General features: G+C 71.7%; 16 protein-coding genes. 4 read left to right on the top strand and 12 right to left on the bottom strand.

The window, feature by feature from the left end; translation table 11 throughout:
• Window positions 1-194: 194 nt before the first annotated feature.
• On the bottom strand, window positions 195-386 hold the full coding sequence (locus tag ABZT87_RS16360) for a DUF397 domain-containing protein (RefSeq protein ID WP_355136296.1): 192 nt from the start codon (window positions 384-386) through the stop codon (window positions 195-197).
• Window positions 379-1,257 (bottom strand): helix-turn-helix transcriptional regulator, encoded by an 879-nt coding sequence (locus tag ABZT87_RS16355; RefSeq protein ID WP_355136294.1) that lies wholly within the window; start codon window positions 1,255-1,257, stop codon window positions 379-381. The genes ABZT87_RS16360 and ABZT87_RS16355 overlap by 8 nt, the downstream gene beginning before the upstream one ends.
• 508 nt (window positions 1,258-1,765) lie before the next feature.
• On the opposite strand from ABZT87_RS16355, the gene ABZT87_RS16350 reads away from it, so the two are divergent.
• Window positions 1,766-2,002, top strand: coding sequence for a hypothetical protein (locus ABZT87_RS16350; protein WP_354861808.1), 237 nt, complete (start codon window positions 1,766-1,768; stop codon window positions 2,000-2,002).
• 118 nt (window positions 2,003-2,120) lie between these two features.
• Here ABZT87_RS16350 and ABZT87_RS16345 read toward each other — a convergent pair whose 3' ends face one another.
• From ABZT87_RS16345 to pgsA, 7 genes are all read right to left on the bottom strand, one after another.
• Complete coding sequence (locus ABZT87_RS16345; RefSeq protein WP_139587604.1) at window positions 2,121-2,873, bottom strand: YebC/PmpR family DNA-binding transcriptional regulator; 753 nt, start codon at window positions 2,871-2,873, stop codon at window positions 2,121-2,123.
• A gap of 258 nt (window positions 2,874-3,131) precedes the next feature.
• Entirely contained in the window at window positions 3,132-3,734 is a 603-nt protein-coding gene (gene pdxT, locus ABZT87_RS16340; RefSeq protein ID WP_355136292.1) for a pyridoxal 5'-phosphate synthase glutaminase subunit PdxT, read from the bottom strand.
• Window positions 3,735-3,736: 2 nt separating this feature from the next.
• Entirely contained in the window at window positions 3,737-4,654 is a 918-nt protein-coding gene (gene pdxS, locus ABZT87_RS16335) for a pyridoxal 5'-phosphate synthase lyase subunit PdxS (protein WP_354861802.1), read from the bottom strand.
• Between the two features lie 156 nt (window positions 4,655-4,810).
• Window positions 4,811-5,314 (bottom strand): hypothetical protein, encoded by a 504-nt coding sequence (locus ABZT87_RS16330; RefSeq protein ID WP_355065683.1) that lies wholly within the window; start codon window positions 5,312-5,314, stop codon window positions 4,811-4,813.
• An 82-nt stretch (window positions 5,315-5,396) separates the two neighbouring features.
• On the bottom strand, window positions 5,397-6,557 hold the full coding sequence (locus ABZT87_RS16325; RefSeq protein WP_355136290.1) for a glycosyltransferase family 4 protein: 1,161 nt from the start codon (window positions 6,555-6,557) through the stop codon (window positions 5,397-5,399).
• Between the two features lie 16 nt (window positions 6,558-6,573).
• Window positions 6,574-7,506 (bottom strand): phosphatidylinositol mannoside acyltransferase, encoded by a 933-nt coding sequence (locus ABZT87_RS16320; protein ID WP_354861796.1) that lies wholly within the window; start codon window positions 7,504-7,506, stop codon window positions 6,574-6,576.
• A gap of 46 nt (window positions 7,507-7,552) precedes the next feature.
• Window positions 7,553-8,182 carry a phosphatidylinositol phosphate synthase gene (pgsA, locus tag ABZT87_RS16315; protein WP_354861795.1) on the bottom strand — a complete coding sequence of 210 codons (630 nt, stop codon included), beginning with the start codon at window positions 8,180-8,182 and terminating at the stop codon, window positions 7,553-7,555.
• Window positions 8,183-8,433: 251 nt separating this feature from the next.
• On the opposite strand from pgsA, the gene ABZT87_RS16310 reads away from it, so the two are divergent.
• The gene (locus ABZT87_RS16310; RefSeq protein ID WP_355136288.1) at window positions 8,434-10,590 is read left to right on the top strand and encodes an elongation factor G-like protein EF-G2; all 2,157 of its coding nucleotides are present in this window, start codon (window positions 8,434-8,436) and stop codon (window positions 10,588-10,590) included.
• A 351-nt stretch (window positions 10,591-10,941) separates the two neighbouring features.
• Here ABZT87_RS16310 and ABZT87_RS16305 read toward each other — a convergent pair whose 3' ends face one another.
• On the bottom strand, window positions 10,942-12,000 hold the full coding sequence (locus ABZT87_RS16305) for an aldo/keto reductase (RefSeq protein ID WP_355136286.1): 1,059 nt from the start codon (window positions 11,998-12,000) through the stop codon (window positions 10,942-10,944).
• 95 nt (window positions 12,001-12,095) lie between these two features.
• Between ABZT87_RS16305 and ABZT87_RS16300 the strand changes: the two genes are divergently transcribed.
• Window positions 12,096-12,578 carry a hypothetical protein gene (locus ABZT87_RS16300; RefSeq protein WP_355136284.1) on the top strand — a complete coding sequence of 161 codons (483 nt, stop codon included), beginning with the start codon at window positions 12,096-12,098 and terminating at the stop codon, window positions 12,576-12,578.
• Window positions 12,579-12,623: 45 nt separating this feature from the next.
• On the opposite strand, the gene ABZT87_RS16295 is transcribed toward ABZT87_RS16300, so the two are convergent.
• Window positions 12,624-13,136: an HIT domain-containing protein gene (locus ABZT87_RS16295; RefSeq protein ID WP_355136504.1), complete on the bottom strand. Its 513-nt coding sequence runs from the start codon at window positions 13,134-13,136 to the stop codon at window positions 12,624-12,626.
• A 176-nt stretch (window positions 13,137-13,312) separates the two neighbouring features.
• Here ABZT87_RS16295 and ABZT87_RS16290 point away from each other — a divergent pair, with 176 nt between their 5' ends.
• Window positions 13,313-14,041: a D-Ala-D-Ala carboxypeptidase family metallohydrolase gene (locus tag ABZT87_RS16290; RefSeq protein WP_355136282.1), complete on the top strand. Its 729-nt coding sequence runs from the start codon at window positions 13,313-13,315 to the stop codon at window positions 14,039-14,041.
• A gap of 127 nt (window positions 14,042-14,168) precedes the next feature.
• On the opposite strand, the gene thrS is transcribed toward ABZT87_RS16290, so the two are convergent.
• Window positions 14,169-16,178 (bottom strand): threonine--tRNA ligase, encoded by a 2,010-nt coding sequence (thrS, locus tag ABZT87_RS16285; protein WP_354861970.1) that lies wholly within the window; start codon window positions 16,176-16,178, stop codon window positions 14,169-14,171.
• Window positions 16,179-16,335 lie beyond the last annotated feature (157 nt).

Here is a 16,335-nt window from a genome sequence, read left to right as displayed (position 1 = left end):
GCGGGCGTCGACGCGACCACCCTGTGCGGTTGGAGCTGTGCTTCGGCGACAGCTTCGCCGGGAGGGCCGACGGCTCCCGCCGGGCGCCCGGCGGCGCCGGGGCGCTTGATCGACTCCGTTTCACGGAAAGCGGGGTATCCCCACGCGTCGGACACCCCCACTTCCATGATGTCGAGTCGATCACGCGTTGGGTGCTACTCGGCGGCCTTGGCGTGGGTCACGAACGCGGCCCAGGCCGCCGGGGAGAAGGTGAGCGCCGGCCCTTCGACGTCCTTGCTGTCCCGGATGGCCACGACATCGGGAAGGTTGTCCGCGACCTCCACGCAGTTGCCCTCATTGCCACTACGTGTGCTCGTGCGCCAGCGGGCACCGGTCAGATCACTCATCGTAGGTCTCCTTGATCACTGTGCTCACCAGATCCTCCGAGGCGCGCTCGGGCAGGGCAAGATCCCAAAGCGCCTGCCAGACCTCAGAGTACGTCTGGACCTCCGCCGGACGATCGAGGTAGAGGCCACCGGTCAGCGACTCGCTGTAGACCGTGCTGGGCTCCGCCGGCCGGGTGCCGACTGCCGGAAAATCGAGCAAGACGAAGGCTCCGGCAACGGATGCCCGGTGCGGTCCGATCCCCAGCGGCAGCACCCGGACGGCGATGTTCGGCGCTTGAGCGGCGTTGACCAGGTGAGCGAGTTGCATCCGCCAGCCCTCGATGTCATCGATGGGTCGGCGGACCACGGCTTCGTCGATCGCGACATCAAGACGCGGGGCCGCAGGACTGCGCCTGGTCAACAGCTTCTGTCGCTGCATCCGTAGGGCGACCTTCTGCGCCACCTCCTGCGGGGTACGCCCGGGTTTGGTCTCGAACACCGCGGCCATGTACTCCGGGGTCTGGAGGAGTCCGGGAATGAGGGTCGGCTCGTACTGGCGGATGGAAGAGGAGGCGGCCTCCAGTCCCACGTACAACTCGAACCAGCCCGGGATCACCTCGTCATAGGCGTGCCACCACCCCCGGGACTTGCTCTCCCGGGCAAGACTGACCAACACCTCGGTCAGTTCGGCAGACGTGCCGTAGAGCTGACACATCAACACCACGTCATGAGTACGCAGCGCAGTCTGGCCACTCTCCAACCGGTACATCTTGGCGCGGGACCATTCGAGGTCATTGGCGGCAGCCTCAAGGTTGATTCCGGCTTCCTCACGTGCCTGGCGCAGAAGCCGCCCGAGTTGCCGCCGTGGGACTGACGAACCGACCTCACTCATTCGGCCTCCGGTCTCACCTCTCGTGGCCTGTCTGTCTCATCTGGAACAGCATGGCCGGCCAAACGAGACGCCGTCAATCTCGAAGCGCGGTTTTCGGTGTGAGACGTTGCAGATCGTTGGCCGGCAACGGAATCCTGCCTGCTAGATGCCCTACTCGCATTGACTTCGGGAGGCAGGCCGTGTGCCGTTGGAAGTGGTTTCACCGACCGGATGAGCCAGTCGACGTGGTGGAGCGGACCCGGTTCCCGGGCCGGGCTGGCGCCTACCGGCGCACCACGCCGCTCGCGTCGAGCGAGGAGAAGAGCGCGGCGTCGCCCCAGCGAGGTGATCGCCATGATGGGTGAGGAGCCCCGACCCGAGCCGCCGTTCCTCGTGACGATGGCGAGCTACGTGATCGACTTTCATCATCGCAACGTTTGCACCAGGTGCGGCCCGGATGGTTCGTGTCCCCGGCTGGTCGAGGCAAGTGATCATCTCAAGGCGTGGCGCGACCGGAAATCCGGCGGCCGTGCGGGCGGGTGACCTCTTTCAGGTCACCCGCGCGGCGAGTATCCAGTTCAGCCGGCCGATCCTGTTCCGCGTCATCCGCGTTCTCGACTGGCCAACCTATGACGGGTGGGTCTGGCTCGACGGCTACGAGGTGGGGCCGAGACTGGACGCGATCGCCCGACGGTCGATCTTCGTGCGGCCTGCCGGGCTGCTGCCGGTGGCACCCGTCATCCCGAGCCGATCAAGGGGGCGCTGACACACGTCAGGTCGCCGATGTGGGGGCAACCGCTCGCGCGGACACCCCCACATCGGCGACCTGGTGTGGATCACGCCGGGCAGGCCGGGCAGGCCGGACGGGCCGGACGGGCCGGACCTCAGGCGTCGACGGCCGCCATCACGTCGTCGCTGACGTCGAAGTTCGCGTAGACGTTCTGCACGTCGTCGCAGTCCTCCAGGACGTCGATCAGCTTGAAGATCTTGCGGGCGCCCTCTTCGTCGAGCGGGACGTTCATGCTGGGGATCAGGGAGGACTCCGCCGACTCGTACTCGATGCCGGCGTCCTGCAGCGCGGTGCGCACCGGGATCAGGTCGGTCGGCTCGGAGACCACCTCGAACGCCTCACCGAGGTCGTTGACCTCCTCGGCGCCGGCGTCGAGGACGGCCATCATCACGTCGTCCTCGCTGGTGCCCTCCTTGGGCACGATCACCACGCCCTTGCGGGAGAACATGTACGACACCGAGCCGGCGTCGGCGAGCGAGCCGCCGTTGCGGGTGAGGGCGGTACGCACCTCGGTGGCCGCCCGGTTGCGGTTGTCGGTGAGGCACTCGATGAGCATGGCCACGCCGTTCGGGCCGTACCCCTCGTACATGATGGTCTGCCAGTCGGCGCCGCCGGCCTCCAGGCCGGAGCCGCGCTTGACGGCGCGGTCGATGTTGTCGTTCGGCACCGAGCTCTTCTTCGCCTTCTGGATCGCGTCGAAGAGCGTCGGGTTACCGGACGGGTCGCCGCCACCGGTCCGCGCGGCCACCTCGACGTTCTTGATCAGCTTGGCGAACATCTTGCCGCGCTTGGCGTCGATGACGGCCTTCTTGTGCTTGGTCGTCGCCCACTTTGAGTGGCCGGACATCTTCTACCTCCGTCTGTCATTGCACGCCTGCGTCGACTGCCGCACCGATTCCGCGCCGCATCGGCGATCCGGCGGCCGGTCGGCCCCGCGGGAAGTGCCGCGCCGGGCGACGGCCCTGCCGAACCGCGACAATCTTACCGAGGTCACACCCCGCCATGTCACACCCGGGACCGGCCCGGGGCGGCGGCACGGCGCCGGGGCCTGCCCAGACCAACGATCCGGGGGCGGGATTCATGCCCGCCACCGCGCTTCCGTCGCTCAGGCGGCGCGCACCAGCTCCACGAAGTACGCGTGTACGCGCAGGTCACCCGTCAGCTCAGGGTGGAACGAGGTGGCCAGCAGGTTGCCCTGCCGCACCGCCACGATCCGCTCGGCGGCCGGGCCGCCGGTCACCTTCCCGATCACCTGGACGGCCGCGCCGACGCGCTCGACCCACGGCGCGCGGATGAACACCGCGTGGAACGGCTCCCCCGGCACGCCGGCGATCTCCACCGGCGCCTCGAACGAGTCGACCTGCCGGCCGAACGCGTTACGCCGTACCGTCATGTCGATCCCGGCGAAGCCGCGCTGGTCGGCCCGACCGTCCAGCACCTCGGTGGCCAGCATGATCATGCCGGCGCAGGAGCCGTAGACCGGCATGCCGTCGGCGATCCGCTTGTCGATCGGCTCACGCATCTCGAAGATGTCGGCGAGCTTGCTGATGGTGGTGGACTCGCCCCCCGGGATCACCAGCCCGTCGACCGCGTCCAGCTCGCTCGGGCGGCGGACCGGGCGGGCGTCCGCGCCCGCCGCGGCCAGCGCCGCCACGTGCTCCCGGACGTCGCCCTGGAGCGCGAGCACACCGATGGTGGGTCGGTTCATCCTCACCAACCGCGCTCGGCCAGGCGGTGCGGCTGCGGGATCTCGTCGACGTTGATGCCGACCATCGCCTCACCCAGACCCCGGGAGACCTTCGCCAGCACATCCGGGTCGTCGTGGAAGGTGGTGGCCTTGACGATCGCGGCGGCCCGCTGAGCCGGGTTGCCGGCCTTGAAGATGCCGGAGCCGACGAAGACGCCCTCCGCGCCGAGCTGCATCATCATCGCCGCGTCGGCCGGCGTGGCGATCCCGCCGGCGGTGAACAGCACCACCGGCAGCTTGCCGCTCTCGGCGACCTCCTTGACCAGCTCGTACGGGGCCTGCAGCTCCTTGGCCGCGACGTACAGCTCGTCGGCCGGCAGCGAGGAGAGCCGGCGGATCTCCTGGCGGATCTTGCGCATGTGGGTGGTGGCGTTGGAGACGTCACCGGTGCCGGCCTCGCCCTTGGAGCGGATCATGGCCGCGCCCTCGGTGATCCGGCGCAGCGCCTCGCCCAGGTTGGTCGCGCCACAGACGAAGGGCACGGTGAACGCCCACTTGTCGATGTGGTTCGCGTAGTCGGCCGGGGTCAGCACCTCGGACTCGTCGACGTAGTCGACGCCGAGCGACTGGAGGATCTGCGCCTCCACGAAGTGACCGATGCGGGCCTTGGCCATCACCGGGATGGACACCGCCTCGATGATCCCGTCGATCATGTCGGGGTCGCTCATCCGGGAGACCCCGCCCTGCGCGCGGATGTCGGCGGGCACCCGCTCCAGGGCCATCACCGCGACCGCGCCGGCGTCCTCGGCGATCTTGGCCTGCTCGGCGTTGACGACGTCCATGATCACGCCGCCCTTGAGCATCTCGGCCATGCCCCGCTTCACGCGGGCCGTGCCGACGACGGGGGCGGTGCCGGTGGTCGAGGCGGTGGTTTCGGGCACGGGTCATCGCTCCTTGGACGTGCGGTGGGGGTGGCAGCGGAAATGCTACGCACTGGTCAACGCCGCGCCGACAGCCAATCAGACCCCCGGTGGCCTGCACTGTGGCCCTGCTCACCGCCACGCCGGCCCGCCCCGGTCAGCCTCCGCCCGCCCCGATCAGCCGGCCGGAACGTCGGCCGGCACGACGAGCGTCGGGTCGTCGATGTCGAAGTAGCGCGGCCACTCCCGGCCCCGCCCCATCCGAAACAACCGCACCAGCGGACGACTGCGCGCCGACCGGGCGTCGCGAACCAGGTCGGTGTGCACCTGCCGGGACAACGCGAGACGGCGGCTCGCCGCGATGACCGCCGTGCAGTCCGGATCGGCCGGGTCCAGCCGCACCGAGCGCAACTGCCGGGTCAGGTCGTTCTCAGCCGCCTCCCGCTCCTGCGGCGGAGCGTCCAGCGCGATCCGGGCCGCCGCGTACAACTCGACGCCGAAACGCCGCTCCGCCAGCACCGCCGCGGCCGCCGCCCGGCGCAGCAGGTGGGCGTCGAGGGCCCGCGCCGCCAGCTCCGCGCGGCCCTGCAGCCGCTCGACCCGGCCGGCGGTCCAGATGAGGTACGCCGCAAGCACCCCCACGAGCACACTCGCGGCCACCACCCACCACATGTGCGGCATCGTAGTGCTGCTCCGTTTCTCCTCCGTTGCGCACGCCCGCGCCGGTCACCGGCGTCACCAGCCGCACCATCCGTCACCCGGGTCAGCTCAGCCCCACCCATTCCTGGTCGATGACCCGCCCGTCGGTCGCCTCGATCGCCGCTGCGTATACCTCAAGAACACGCCGAGCAACCACCGGCCAGTCGAAATTCGCCACCACCTGATCGCCGCAGGCGCTCAGCGTGGCCCGCCCGGCCGGGTCGTCGAGCAGCTCGGACAGGGCGTCACGCAATCCCACCGCGTCTCCGGTCGGGAACAGCCGCCCCGCCCGCCCACCGTCGAGCACCCGGCGGAACGCGTCCAGGTCACTCGCGATCACCGTGGTGCCGGCGGCCAGCGCCTCGGTGAGGATCATCCCGAACGACTCGCCGCCGGTGTTCGGCGCCACGTACAGGTGCACGCTGCGCAGCATCCGGGCCTTGTCCGCCTCGGAGACCAGCCCGAGGAACGTCACCCGCTCCCGCAGCGCGGCCGGGAACTGGTCGTACAGGTCGTCCGGGTCACCCGGGCCGGCGACCAGCAGCCGCAACCCCGGGCGGGTCGCCGCCAGCGCCACGAAGGCGTCCCGCAGCACCGGGAAACCCTTGCGCGCCTCCGTGAACCGGCCCAGGAAGCCCACCGTGCCGCCGGTGCCCGGCCCGCACTCCCCCGGCCAGCCCGGCAGCGGCTCGGCGTCGGCGAACTTCGCCACCGCCACCCCGTTGGGGATCTCCACCGCGCCGCCGTCCATGTGCTCGACCTGCACCTTGCGGGCCAGCGCGCTCACCGCGATCCGGGCGGTGATCCGCTCCAACACGATCTGCAGCACGCCCTGCGCGGCGGCCAGCACCCGCGAACGGGTCATCGCCGTGTGGAACGTGGCCACCACCGGGCCGCGAGCGGAGAGCACCGCCAGCAGCGACAGGCTCAACGTCAGCGGCTCGTGCACGTGCAGCACGTCGAAGTCACCGTTGGTGAGCCAGCGCCGGACCCGCGCGGTCGAGACCGGGCCGAACGCGATCCGGGCCACCGACCCGTTGTACGGCAGCGGCACCGCCCGGCCGGCGGACACCACGTACTCCGGCAGCGGCGAATCCTCATCCGCCGGAGCGAGCACGCTGACCTCGTGACCGAGCACGATCAGCGCCTCGGCGAGATCCATGACGTGGTTCTGCACCCCGCCGGGGACGTCGAACGAGTACGGGCACACGATGCCGATCCGCATGCGTCAGCCCACCCCTTCAGCCCTGGCCGGGGGCTGACGAGGGCAGCGCCGTGCCCTCCCCCGCCCTCCTCTGGTCCAACCACATCCGCTGCAACATGTGCCAGTCTTCCGGATGCCGGGCGATACCCGCCGCCAGACCGTCGGCGATCAGCTGGGTCAGCGACCGGACCCGCTGGTCCAGAGGCCCCGCCTCGGGCCCGGGCACCGGCAGCGGGCCGGCGAGCGAGGCGCACGCCCCGTCCTGCTCGTACCACAACGAGGCCACGTACAGCGGCGCTCCGGTGTGCAGCGCGAGCAGCGCCGGCCCGGCCGGCATCCGGGTCTTCCCACCGAAGAAGTCCACCTCCACCCCCCGGGCGGAGAGGTCCCGGTCGGCCAGCAGCGGCACCACCGCGCCGGCGCGGACGCGGTCCAGCAGCACGTCGAACGCCGGACGCGGGCCGCCGTGGGTGGGCAGGATCTCCATCCCGAGCTCGGCCCGGAAGGCCAGGAAACGCTCGTACACGCCCTCCGGCTTGAGCCGCTCCATGACGGTGGTGATCGGCCAACCGGTGGCCGCGACCCAGGCGCCCGCGGCATCCCAGTTGCCGGCGTGCGGCAGCGCCACCACCGCGCCCCGGCCCGCGGCCACGTCGGCGGCGAGCAACTCCGCGCCGTCGAGGCGGAACCCGGCCAGGATCTGCTCCCGGCTCAACGCGGGCAGCCGGAACGCCTCCATCCAGTACCGGGCGTACGAGCGCAGCCCGCGCTTGACGAGATCGTCCAGCTCCGCCTCGGGCAGCTCCGGGCCGACCACCCGGCGCAGGTTCGCGCGCAGTCGGGCCGTACCCCCGCCACCGCCGCGATGGGCGCGGTCCGCGCCCGCCTGGAACGCCGCCGCCACCAACGGCCGGGGAAGCGCGCGGACCAGCCGCCATCCGGCGACGTAGCCCAGCTCGGTGAGGTTCACGCGGCCCGGCCGCCGGTCGTCCGACGCCGGGTCGCCGGCAGCCCGCTCACGCCTGGCCGTCCGGCTGGAGCTGCTGGGCCTGGCGGTAGACGTGCGCCACCCGCTGCCCCACCGTGAAGATCGAGATGGCGGCGAGCAGCCAGAGCGCGATCTCCAGCGCCGGCTTCACGCCGACGCCCGTGAGGATCCCGCCGACGCCGACGATCAGCAGCCGCTCGGTGCGCTCGGCGATGCCCACGTTGCAGGTCATGCCCAGCCCTTCGGCACGCGCCTTCACGTAGGAGACGAGCCCGCCGGCGGCCAGGCACAGCAGCGCGGCGGCCACCCCGGAGTGGTCGCCCCGGGTGGCCAGCCAGTAGGCCACCGCGCCGAAGACGGCGCTGTCGGCGACCCGGTCCATGCTTGAGTCGAGGAACGCGCCGAAGCGGGTGGAGCCGCCGCTCATCCGGGCCATCGTCCCGTCGAGCAGGTCGGTGAGCGCGAACACGGTCACGATCAACGCGCCCGCGACCAGGTGGCCGCGGGCACCGAAGCCGAGCGCGCCGATGAGCACACCAACGGTGCCCGCGACGGTGACGGCATTGGGAGTGACGCCCGCGCGCAGGAGGGCACGTGCGATCGGCTCGACGACGCGGGTCATCCCCGCGCGGGCCGACACTTGGAAGATCTTCGCCATGGCGGTCCCCACGATAACGGTCCGCCCAGGTCCGGCGATACGGCCGGTCCCTGCGACCCGCCCGGGGCAGGCTTGTGCCTGTACGGCAACGGGTGTGAGATCGAGCCGGGAGGTGAGCCAGCTCACCCGCCCGCCCGTTGAGTTCCCGCTGTGCAGCAGACCACCGGAGGATATCGCCGCGCACTCGCCCCGGGCCGCTTCCACCTCGCGCGGCGGTCGCCACCCACCACCGGCTGAGGGAGGTGCGCCCCATGGCGCAGAAAAATCAGGAAAAGGGGGCCACCGGCGGCACGCCGGTGGTGACCGACCCCGCGCGGGTACGCAACGTGGTGCTCGTCGGGCATTCCGGAGCGGGCAAGACGACGCTCGTCGAGGCGCTGCTCGCCGCGACCGGCACCATCGGCCGGGCCGGCAGCGTCGTCGACGGCACCACGGTCGGCGACCACGACCCGGCCGCCGTACGCCAGCAGCGCTCGGTGAGCCTGTCCTGCGCGCCTCTGCTGCACAACGGCATCAAGGTCAACCTGCTGGACACACCCGGGTACGCCGACTTCGTCGGCGAGCTGCGGGCCGGCCTGCGGGCCGCCGACGCCGCGCTGTTCGTCGTCTCGGCGGCCGGTGGGATGGACGCCGCCACGGTGGCGCTGTGGGAGGAGTGCGCCGCGGTCGACATGCCGCGCGCCGTCGCGGTGGCCCGACTCGACGCGCCCCGCGCCGACTTCGACGAGACGGTGGCGCTCTGCCAGCGGGTCTTCGGCGACAACGTGATGCCCCTGTACCTGCCGATGCTCGGCGACGACGGGGTCTCCACCGAGGGCCTGCTCGGGCTGATCACCCGACGGGTCTTCGACTACTCCGCCGGGCTGCCCGCCGACGTGCGCGACCCGGACCCGGAGCACCAGCGGGCCATCGACGAGTCCCGCAACGAGCTGATCGAGGGGATCATCGCCGAGAGCGAGGACGAAACCCTCATGGACCGCTACCTCGAGGGCGAGGAGATCAGCACCGAGGTGCTCATCGAGGACCTGGAGAAGGCCGTCGCGAGGGGCCACTTCTACCCGGTGGTGCCGGTCTGCGCCGAGACCGGCGTCGGTCTGGACACCCTGCTGGAGGTGCTGACCGCCGCGTTCCCGTCACCGCTGGAGCATGAGCTGCCAGCGGTCACCGGCGTGGACGGCTCGCCCCGCCCGCCGCTGACCTGCGACCCGGACGGCCCGCTCGTCGCCGAGGTCGTCAAGACCACCGTCGACCGCCACGTCGGTCGGGTCTCGCTGGTCCGGGTCTTCTCCGGCACGCTGCGCCCCGAACAGACCGTGCACATCTGCGGGCACGGCATGGCCGAGCGCGGGCACCCCGACCACGACGCCGACGAGCGGGTCGGGCACATCTACACCCCGCTGGGCGCGACCCTGCGCGAGGTGCCGCACTGCGTGGCCGGCGACATCTGCGCGATCACCAAGTCGGGCAGCGCGGAGACCGGCGACACCGTCTCGGCCAAGGACGACCCGCTGCTGATCGCGCCGTGGGAGATGCCGGAGCCGCTGCTGCCGGTGGCGATCGTCGCCCGCAGCCGCGCCGACGAGGACGCGCTGGCCCGCAACCTCGCCCGGCTGGTCGCCGGCGACCCCACCCTGCGGCTGGAACGCAACCCGGAGACCCACCAGCTGGTGCTCTGGTGCATGGGCGAGGCGCACGCCGACGTCGTGCTGGACCGGCTGCGCGCCGGAGGCGTCGAGCTGGACACCGAACCGGTCAAGGTGTCGCTGCGCGAGACGCTGACCGTGCCGGCACGGGGGCACGGCCGGCACGTCAAGCAGTCCGGCGGCCACGGCCAGTACGCGGTCTGCGACATCGAGGTGGAGCCGCTGCCCCGCGGCGCCGGCTTCGAGTTCGTCGACCGGATCGTCGGCGGCGCGGTGCCGCACAACTACATCCCGTCCGTCGAGAAGGGCGTCCGCGCCCAGCTGGAACGCGGACTGGTCGCCGGCCACCCGGTGGTGGACCTGCGGGTCACCCTCGTCGACGGCAAGGCGCACAGCGTCGACTCCTCCGACGCGGCCTTCCAGACCGCCGGCGCGCTCGCGCTGCGCGACGCCGCCGAGCGCGGCCAGCCGACGCTGCTGGAACCGATCGACGAGGTGACCGTCCGGGTGCCGGACGGCTCGGTGGGCGCGGTGATGGGCGACCTGTCCAGCCGGCGCGGCCGGGTGCTCGGCACCGAACCCGACGAGGAAGCCGAGGGCCGTACCCTCGTGCGCGCCGAGGTGCCGGCCACCGAACTGCTCCGCTACGCCGTCGAGCTGCGCTCGATGACCGCCGGCACGGGCACCTTCCGCCGCCACTTCGTGCGCCACGACCCGATGCCCACCCACCTGGCCGACCAGGCCCGCAAGGAACACACCCCGTAACCCTGCGTGCCCCCTGCGTATTCGCTGGCCCTGTCCGCCCGCTGGCCCTGGTGCCCGCGCGCCTGTCCCGGACGACTCCCCGTCGCGCGCGAGCCGTCGCGTGTGGGCCGGGCGGCGGCGCGGCCTACGTGTTCGCGTCCTGTCGAGCTGCCCCACATTCGGGGCGCCGCTGCCGGAGCGGACCGCATCCGCACCGACGCTGCCCCAGATCTGGGGCAGCTCGACAGGACGCGACACCAGCACAGCACGCGGCGCCGCCATGGCACACGGCACCGCGCGGCACGCCACAGCACGGGACGGGACGGGACCGGCGTCGGAGAGGGCGTGCCCGCACTGCGCGCGGTGTGCGGGTCAGGGGTGGGTCGTGGGGTGGGTGGGGCGGGGCCAGTGTGGGCGATCGGCGTCGCGGAGCGCGGCGGTGCGCAGGGCGGCGAGTTGGCGTTCCACCTCGACGAACTGGTCCGGCGCCAGCGGCCCCCGGCGCAGCGCGGCGGCGTTCTCCTCGACCTGGGCGACCGTACGGCAGCCGGGGATCGGGATGGTGCGCCCGCTGCGTGCCCAGATCCAGCCCAGCGCGCCCTGGGCGAGGGTGCGCCCGTCGGCGGTCAGCGCGGCGCGGACCGCCCCGACCCGGCGCAGCCACTCCGGCGCGGGCCGGCCGCCGCGGAACCACTCCAGCCAGCCTGGCGCCAACCCGCGCACGTCGTCGCGGGGCAACGTCGACGTGGCCGTGTACTTGCCGGTGAGCAGGCCCATCCCCAGCGGCCCCTGGTTGACGCTGGCCAGGTCGTACTTGTCGCAGACGGCGAGCACCTCGGGGGCGTCGCGCAGCACTGACAGGGCGTGCTGCACGGCGGTGGCGCCGGAGGCGGCCTGTCCGAGGGCGGCGGCCCGGTCCGGGCGGTCGGTGCTCCACCCGTACGCGCGGATCAGGCCCTCGGCGACCAGGTCCTCGCAGACGCCGATCAGCGCCTCCGCGCGGGGCACCGGCAGGTCGGCCAGGTGCAGCTGGTAGAGGTCGATCCGGTCGGTGCCCAACCGGCGCAGCGACGCGGTCACGGCCCGCCGCAGGTACGCCGGTGACGCGTCCTCCCCGGTCGCCTGCCGGGTCGCCTCGTCGAACGTGTAGCCCCACTTGGTGGCGATCACGGCCTCGTCCCGGCGGCCGGCGAGGGCCCGCCCCAGCACCCGCTCGCCGTGCCCCGCGCCGTACGTGTCGGCGGTGTCGAAGAGTGTGATGCCCTCCTCGAGCGCGCGGCGTACCGCCCGCACGGACTCGTCGTCGTCGACCGCGCCCCAGCCCAGCGGCTGGCTGCCCTCCGCCCATGGACCGGCGATCGCCCAGCACCCCATGCCGAGGGCGCTGACCTCGATGCCGCTGCGCCCCAACATCCGTGTCGTCACTGCCATCGGCCGATCGTGCCACCTTCACCGGGCGGGCGTAGCAACTCCGCACGCGGAAACGCGGTACGCGCGCGCCGGGGCCGTACGGCATGATCGACGCCATGCGACGGCTGGGCGTGGACATCGGCGGTGTGCTCATCGAGCCGGCCGACGACGACGCCGACACCTCCTTCTTCGGCGCGCACTACCTGCGGACGCCCATGGTCGACGGGGCGTTCGACGCGCTCGGAGCGCTCGGGCCGGCGTTCGACGAGGTGCACCTCGTCTCCAAGTGCGGCGAGTCCACCGAGCGGCGGACCCGGGAGTGGCTGGCCCACCACGATCTCACGGCCCGCACCGGGATCCCCGTCGAGCGGGTGCACTTCTGCCGGACCCGGCCGGGCAAGGCGCCGATCGCCCGGCGGCTCGACCTGACCCACTTCGTGGACGACAGGCTGGAGGTGCTCGGCTACCTCGACTCGGTGCCGCACCGCTACCTGTTCCGGCCCCGCCGGGCGGAGGTCGCCGCGCACGCCGCGCTGCTGCCCCGCGTACACCCGGTGGGGAGCTGGGCGGAGCTTGCCGACCTGCTGCGCGCCGACTAGCCGGACCGGCGCGGTCCTCGCGGCGGCGAGGTCAGGCCCGGCGGGTCAGGACGGCCAGGCGCGGGCGAGCAGGTCGCGGGTGTCGCCGAGCAGCTGGGGCAGCACCTTGGTGCGGCCGATCACCGGCATGAAGTTCGCGTCGCCGCCCCAGCGCGGCACCACGTGCTGGTGCAGGTGGGCGGCGATGCCGGCGCCGGCCACCCCGCCCTGGTTCATGCCCAGGTTGAAGCCGTGCGCGTTGCTGACCTTGCGGATCACCCGCATCGCGGTCTGGGTGTACGAGGCGAGCTCGACCGTCTCCGGCTCGTCGAGGTCGGTGTAGTCGGCGACGTGCCGGTACGGGCAGACCAGCAGGTGCCCCGGGTTGTACGGGTAGAGGTTGAGCACCACGAAGACGCGCTCGCCGCGGGCGACCACCAGGCTCTCCTCGGAGGGCAGCCCGGGGGCCCGACAGAACGGGCAGCCGGTCGGCTTCTCGTAGCCCTCGGCCGGGCGGTCCTCGCCGGAGATGTAGGTCATCCGGTGCGGCGTCCAGAGCCGATCCAGGCCGTCCGCCATGCCGTCGCTGTCCGTGTGCCGCTCCGCCCCTGTCACGAGCCGATCCTACGGAGCCGCGTGGGCCAGCCGCGACACCCGTCACCGGGAAACTCCTTGCTGCAAGTTGTTGACGGATTGCCGCCGAGACCTGAAACTTCCATGCATTCAGGCACTTGAATAAATGAATGGAGAGCTTCATGATCCGACGACTCGGCAGGGTCATCGCGGCGCTCGCGCTGGCCGTCGCCACCACGGTGACCGGGGTCACCCTCACCGCCAGCGCGGCGCACGCGGACGGCTGCTACACCTGGGCACGCACCCTGTCGCAGGGGATGTCCGGCGAGGACGTCCGGCAACTTCAGATCCGCGTCGCCGGCTACCCCGGCTACGGCGCGGTGCTCACCATCGACGGCGCCTACGGCCCCGCCACCCGGTCCGCGGTGATCCGCTTCCAGCAGGCGTACGGGTTGGGCGCGGACGGCGTCGCCGGCCCGCAGACCTTCAACCGGCTGTACGCCCTCCAGGACGACGACTGCACACCGGTCAACTTCAGCTACGCCGAGCTGAACAACTGCAACAGCACCTGGTCCGGCGGAGCGGTCGCGGCGAGCACCGCCCGCGCCAACGCGCTCGTCTCGATGTGGAAGCTCCAGGCCCTGCGGCACGCCCTCGGTGACGTGCCCATCGGGATCAGCAGCAGCTTCCGCAGCTACGCCTGCAACAGCGCGGTCGGCGGGGCCTCGAACAGCCGCCACCTGTACGGCGACGCGGTGGACCTGGTCGGCTCACCGTCGCTGTGCCGGCTGGCCCAGCAGGCCCGCAACCACGGCTTCGGACAGATCCTCGGCCCCGGCTACCCGGACCACAACGACCACACCCACGTCGCGGCGGTCGGCGGCTGGTCGGCACCCACCTGCGGCATCTGACCAGGCCGACGCCCGCTTCGGGCGTGATCGCGCCCGAACATGGAAGTAGTGGCCTCCCGCGGCGGCGAGGCCACTACTTCCTGGATCGAGCACGATCGCGACACGCGACACGCGACGCCGACGCCGGCTACTCCGGTGCGGCCGACGGGCCGACGTTCGTGCGAGAGGTCACCACGTCGAGGACGTGGGTGACCGCCTGGGCGATCGGCACACCGTTGCGCTGGGAGCCGTCGCGGTAGCGGAAGGACACCGTGCCTGCCGCCACGTCGTCGTCACCGGCGATCACCATGAACGGGATCTTCTGCTGCTGCGCCGTACGGATCTTCTTCTGCATCCGGTCGTCACCCGCGTCCACCTGGGCCCGGATGCCCTCGGCCCGCAGCGCCGCGACGAAGCCGTGCAGGTAGTCGGTGTGGTCCTCGCGGATCGGAATGCCCACCACCTGCACCGGGGCCAGCCAGGCCGGGAACGCGCCTGCGTAGTGCTCGGTGAGCACCCCGAAGAACCGTTCGATCGACCCGAACAGCGCCCGGTGGATCATCACGGGCCGCTGGCGGCTGCCGTCGGCGGCCTGGTACTCCAACCCGAACCGCTCCGGCTGGTTGAAGTCGACCTGGATGGTGGACATCTGCCAGGTCCGGCCAATCGCGTCGCGCGCCTGCACGGAGATCTTCGGCCCGTAGAACGCCGCGCCACCCGGATCGGGCACCAGCTCCAGACCCGAGGTCTCGGCGGCGGTCCGCAGCGCCTCGGTCGCCTCCGCCCAGTCCTCGTCGGCGCCGATGAACTTGGGCGAGTCGTCCCGGGTCGACAGCTCCAGGTAGAAGTCGTCCAGGCCGTAGTCGCGCAGCAGGTCCAGCACGAAGCTGAGCAGCGTGGACAGCTCGCCGGCCATCTGCTCGCGGGTGCAGTAAATGTGCGAGTCGTCCTGGGTCAGGCCACGGACCCGGGTCAGGCCGTGCACGACGCCGGACTTCTCGTACCGGTAGACCGTGCCGAACTCGAACATCCGCAGCGGCAGCTCACGGTACGACCGCCCCCGCGACCTGAAGATCAGGTTGTGCATCGGGCAGTTCATGGCCTTGAGGTAGTAGTCCGCGCCCTCCAGCTGCATGGGCGGGAACATCGTGTCCGCGTAGTACGGCAGGTGCCCGGAGGTGTGGAACAGCTGCGCCTTGGAGATGTGCGGGGTGTTGACGAACTCGTACCCCGCCTCCTCGTGCCGCCGCCGCGAGTAGTGCTCCATCTCGCGGCGGATGATGCCGCCCTTGGGGTGGAAGACCGCCAGGCCCGAGCCGATCTCGTCGGGGAAGCTGAACAGGTCGAGGTCCGCGCCGAGCTTGCGGTGGTCGCGCCGGGCGGCCTCCTCCAACAGCTTCAGGTACGCCTTGAGCTCATCGCGGGTCGGCCACGCGGTGCCGTACACCCGCTGCAGTTGGGGGTTCTTCTCCGACCCGCGCCAGTACGCGGCGGCCGAGCGCATCAGCTTGAACGCGCCGATCAGTCGGGTGGTCGGCAGGTGCGGGCCCCGGCACAGGTCCGACCAGCAGACCTTGTCCTCCTTGGCGTCGAGGTTGTCGTAGATGGTCAGCTCGCCGCCGCCGACCTCCATCACCTCGTCGGTGTCCAGGCCCTCGCCCTTGACCTCGATCAACTCCAGCTTGAACGGCTCGTCGGCCAGCTCGGCGCGCGCCTCGTCGAGGCTGCCGAAGCGGCGGCGACGGAACCGCTGCCCGGACTTGACGATCTCCTGCATGCGCTTTTCGATCTTGCTGAGGTCATCGGGCTGGAACGGCTTGGCGACGTCGAAGTCGTAGTAGAAGCCGTTCTCGATGGGCGGGCCGATGCCCAGCTTGGCCTCGGGGAAGATGTCCTGCACGGCCTGGGCGAGCACGTGCGCGGTGGAGTGGCGCAGCACGGTGAGCCCGTCGGGCGAGTCCAGGCTGACCGGCTCGACGACGGTCTCCTCGGTCGGCGCCCAGTCCAGGTCGCGCAGCTGACCCTGCGGGTCGCGGACCACGACGATCGCCTTGGGGCCGTTCGCGGGCAGTCCGGCCGCGGCCACCGCGTCGGCCGCCGTCGTCCCGGCGGCGACGACGACAGGGTCGGCCACGGCGGGGGTACGGGGTGCGGACACGGTGACTCCTCCAAGCAGTACGAAACGATGCCGATCCTCGGCTCCTGCCGATGCTATCGGTCCACCCCCTCGTGGCCGGGAAGGGCACCTTCCTCGCGTCCGGCGTTGAACCTTTCGCGCCTGCCAGCCGAACTAGAAGGTGTGGCCGGAAACCGGA

The sequence above is a fragment of the Micromonospora sp. NPDC005237 genome, from assembly GCF_040607775.1.
In the GTDB taxonomy this organism is placed as follows: domain Bacteria; phylum Actinomycetota; class Actinomycetes; order Mycobacteriales; family Micromonosporaceae; genus Micromonospora.
This window is presented reverse-complemented; position numbering and strand designations above follow the sequence as displayed.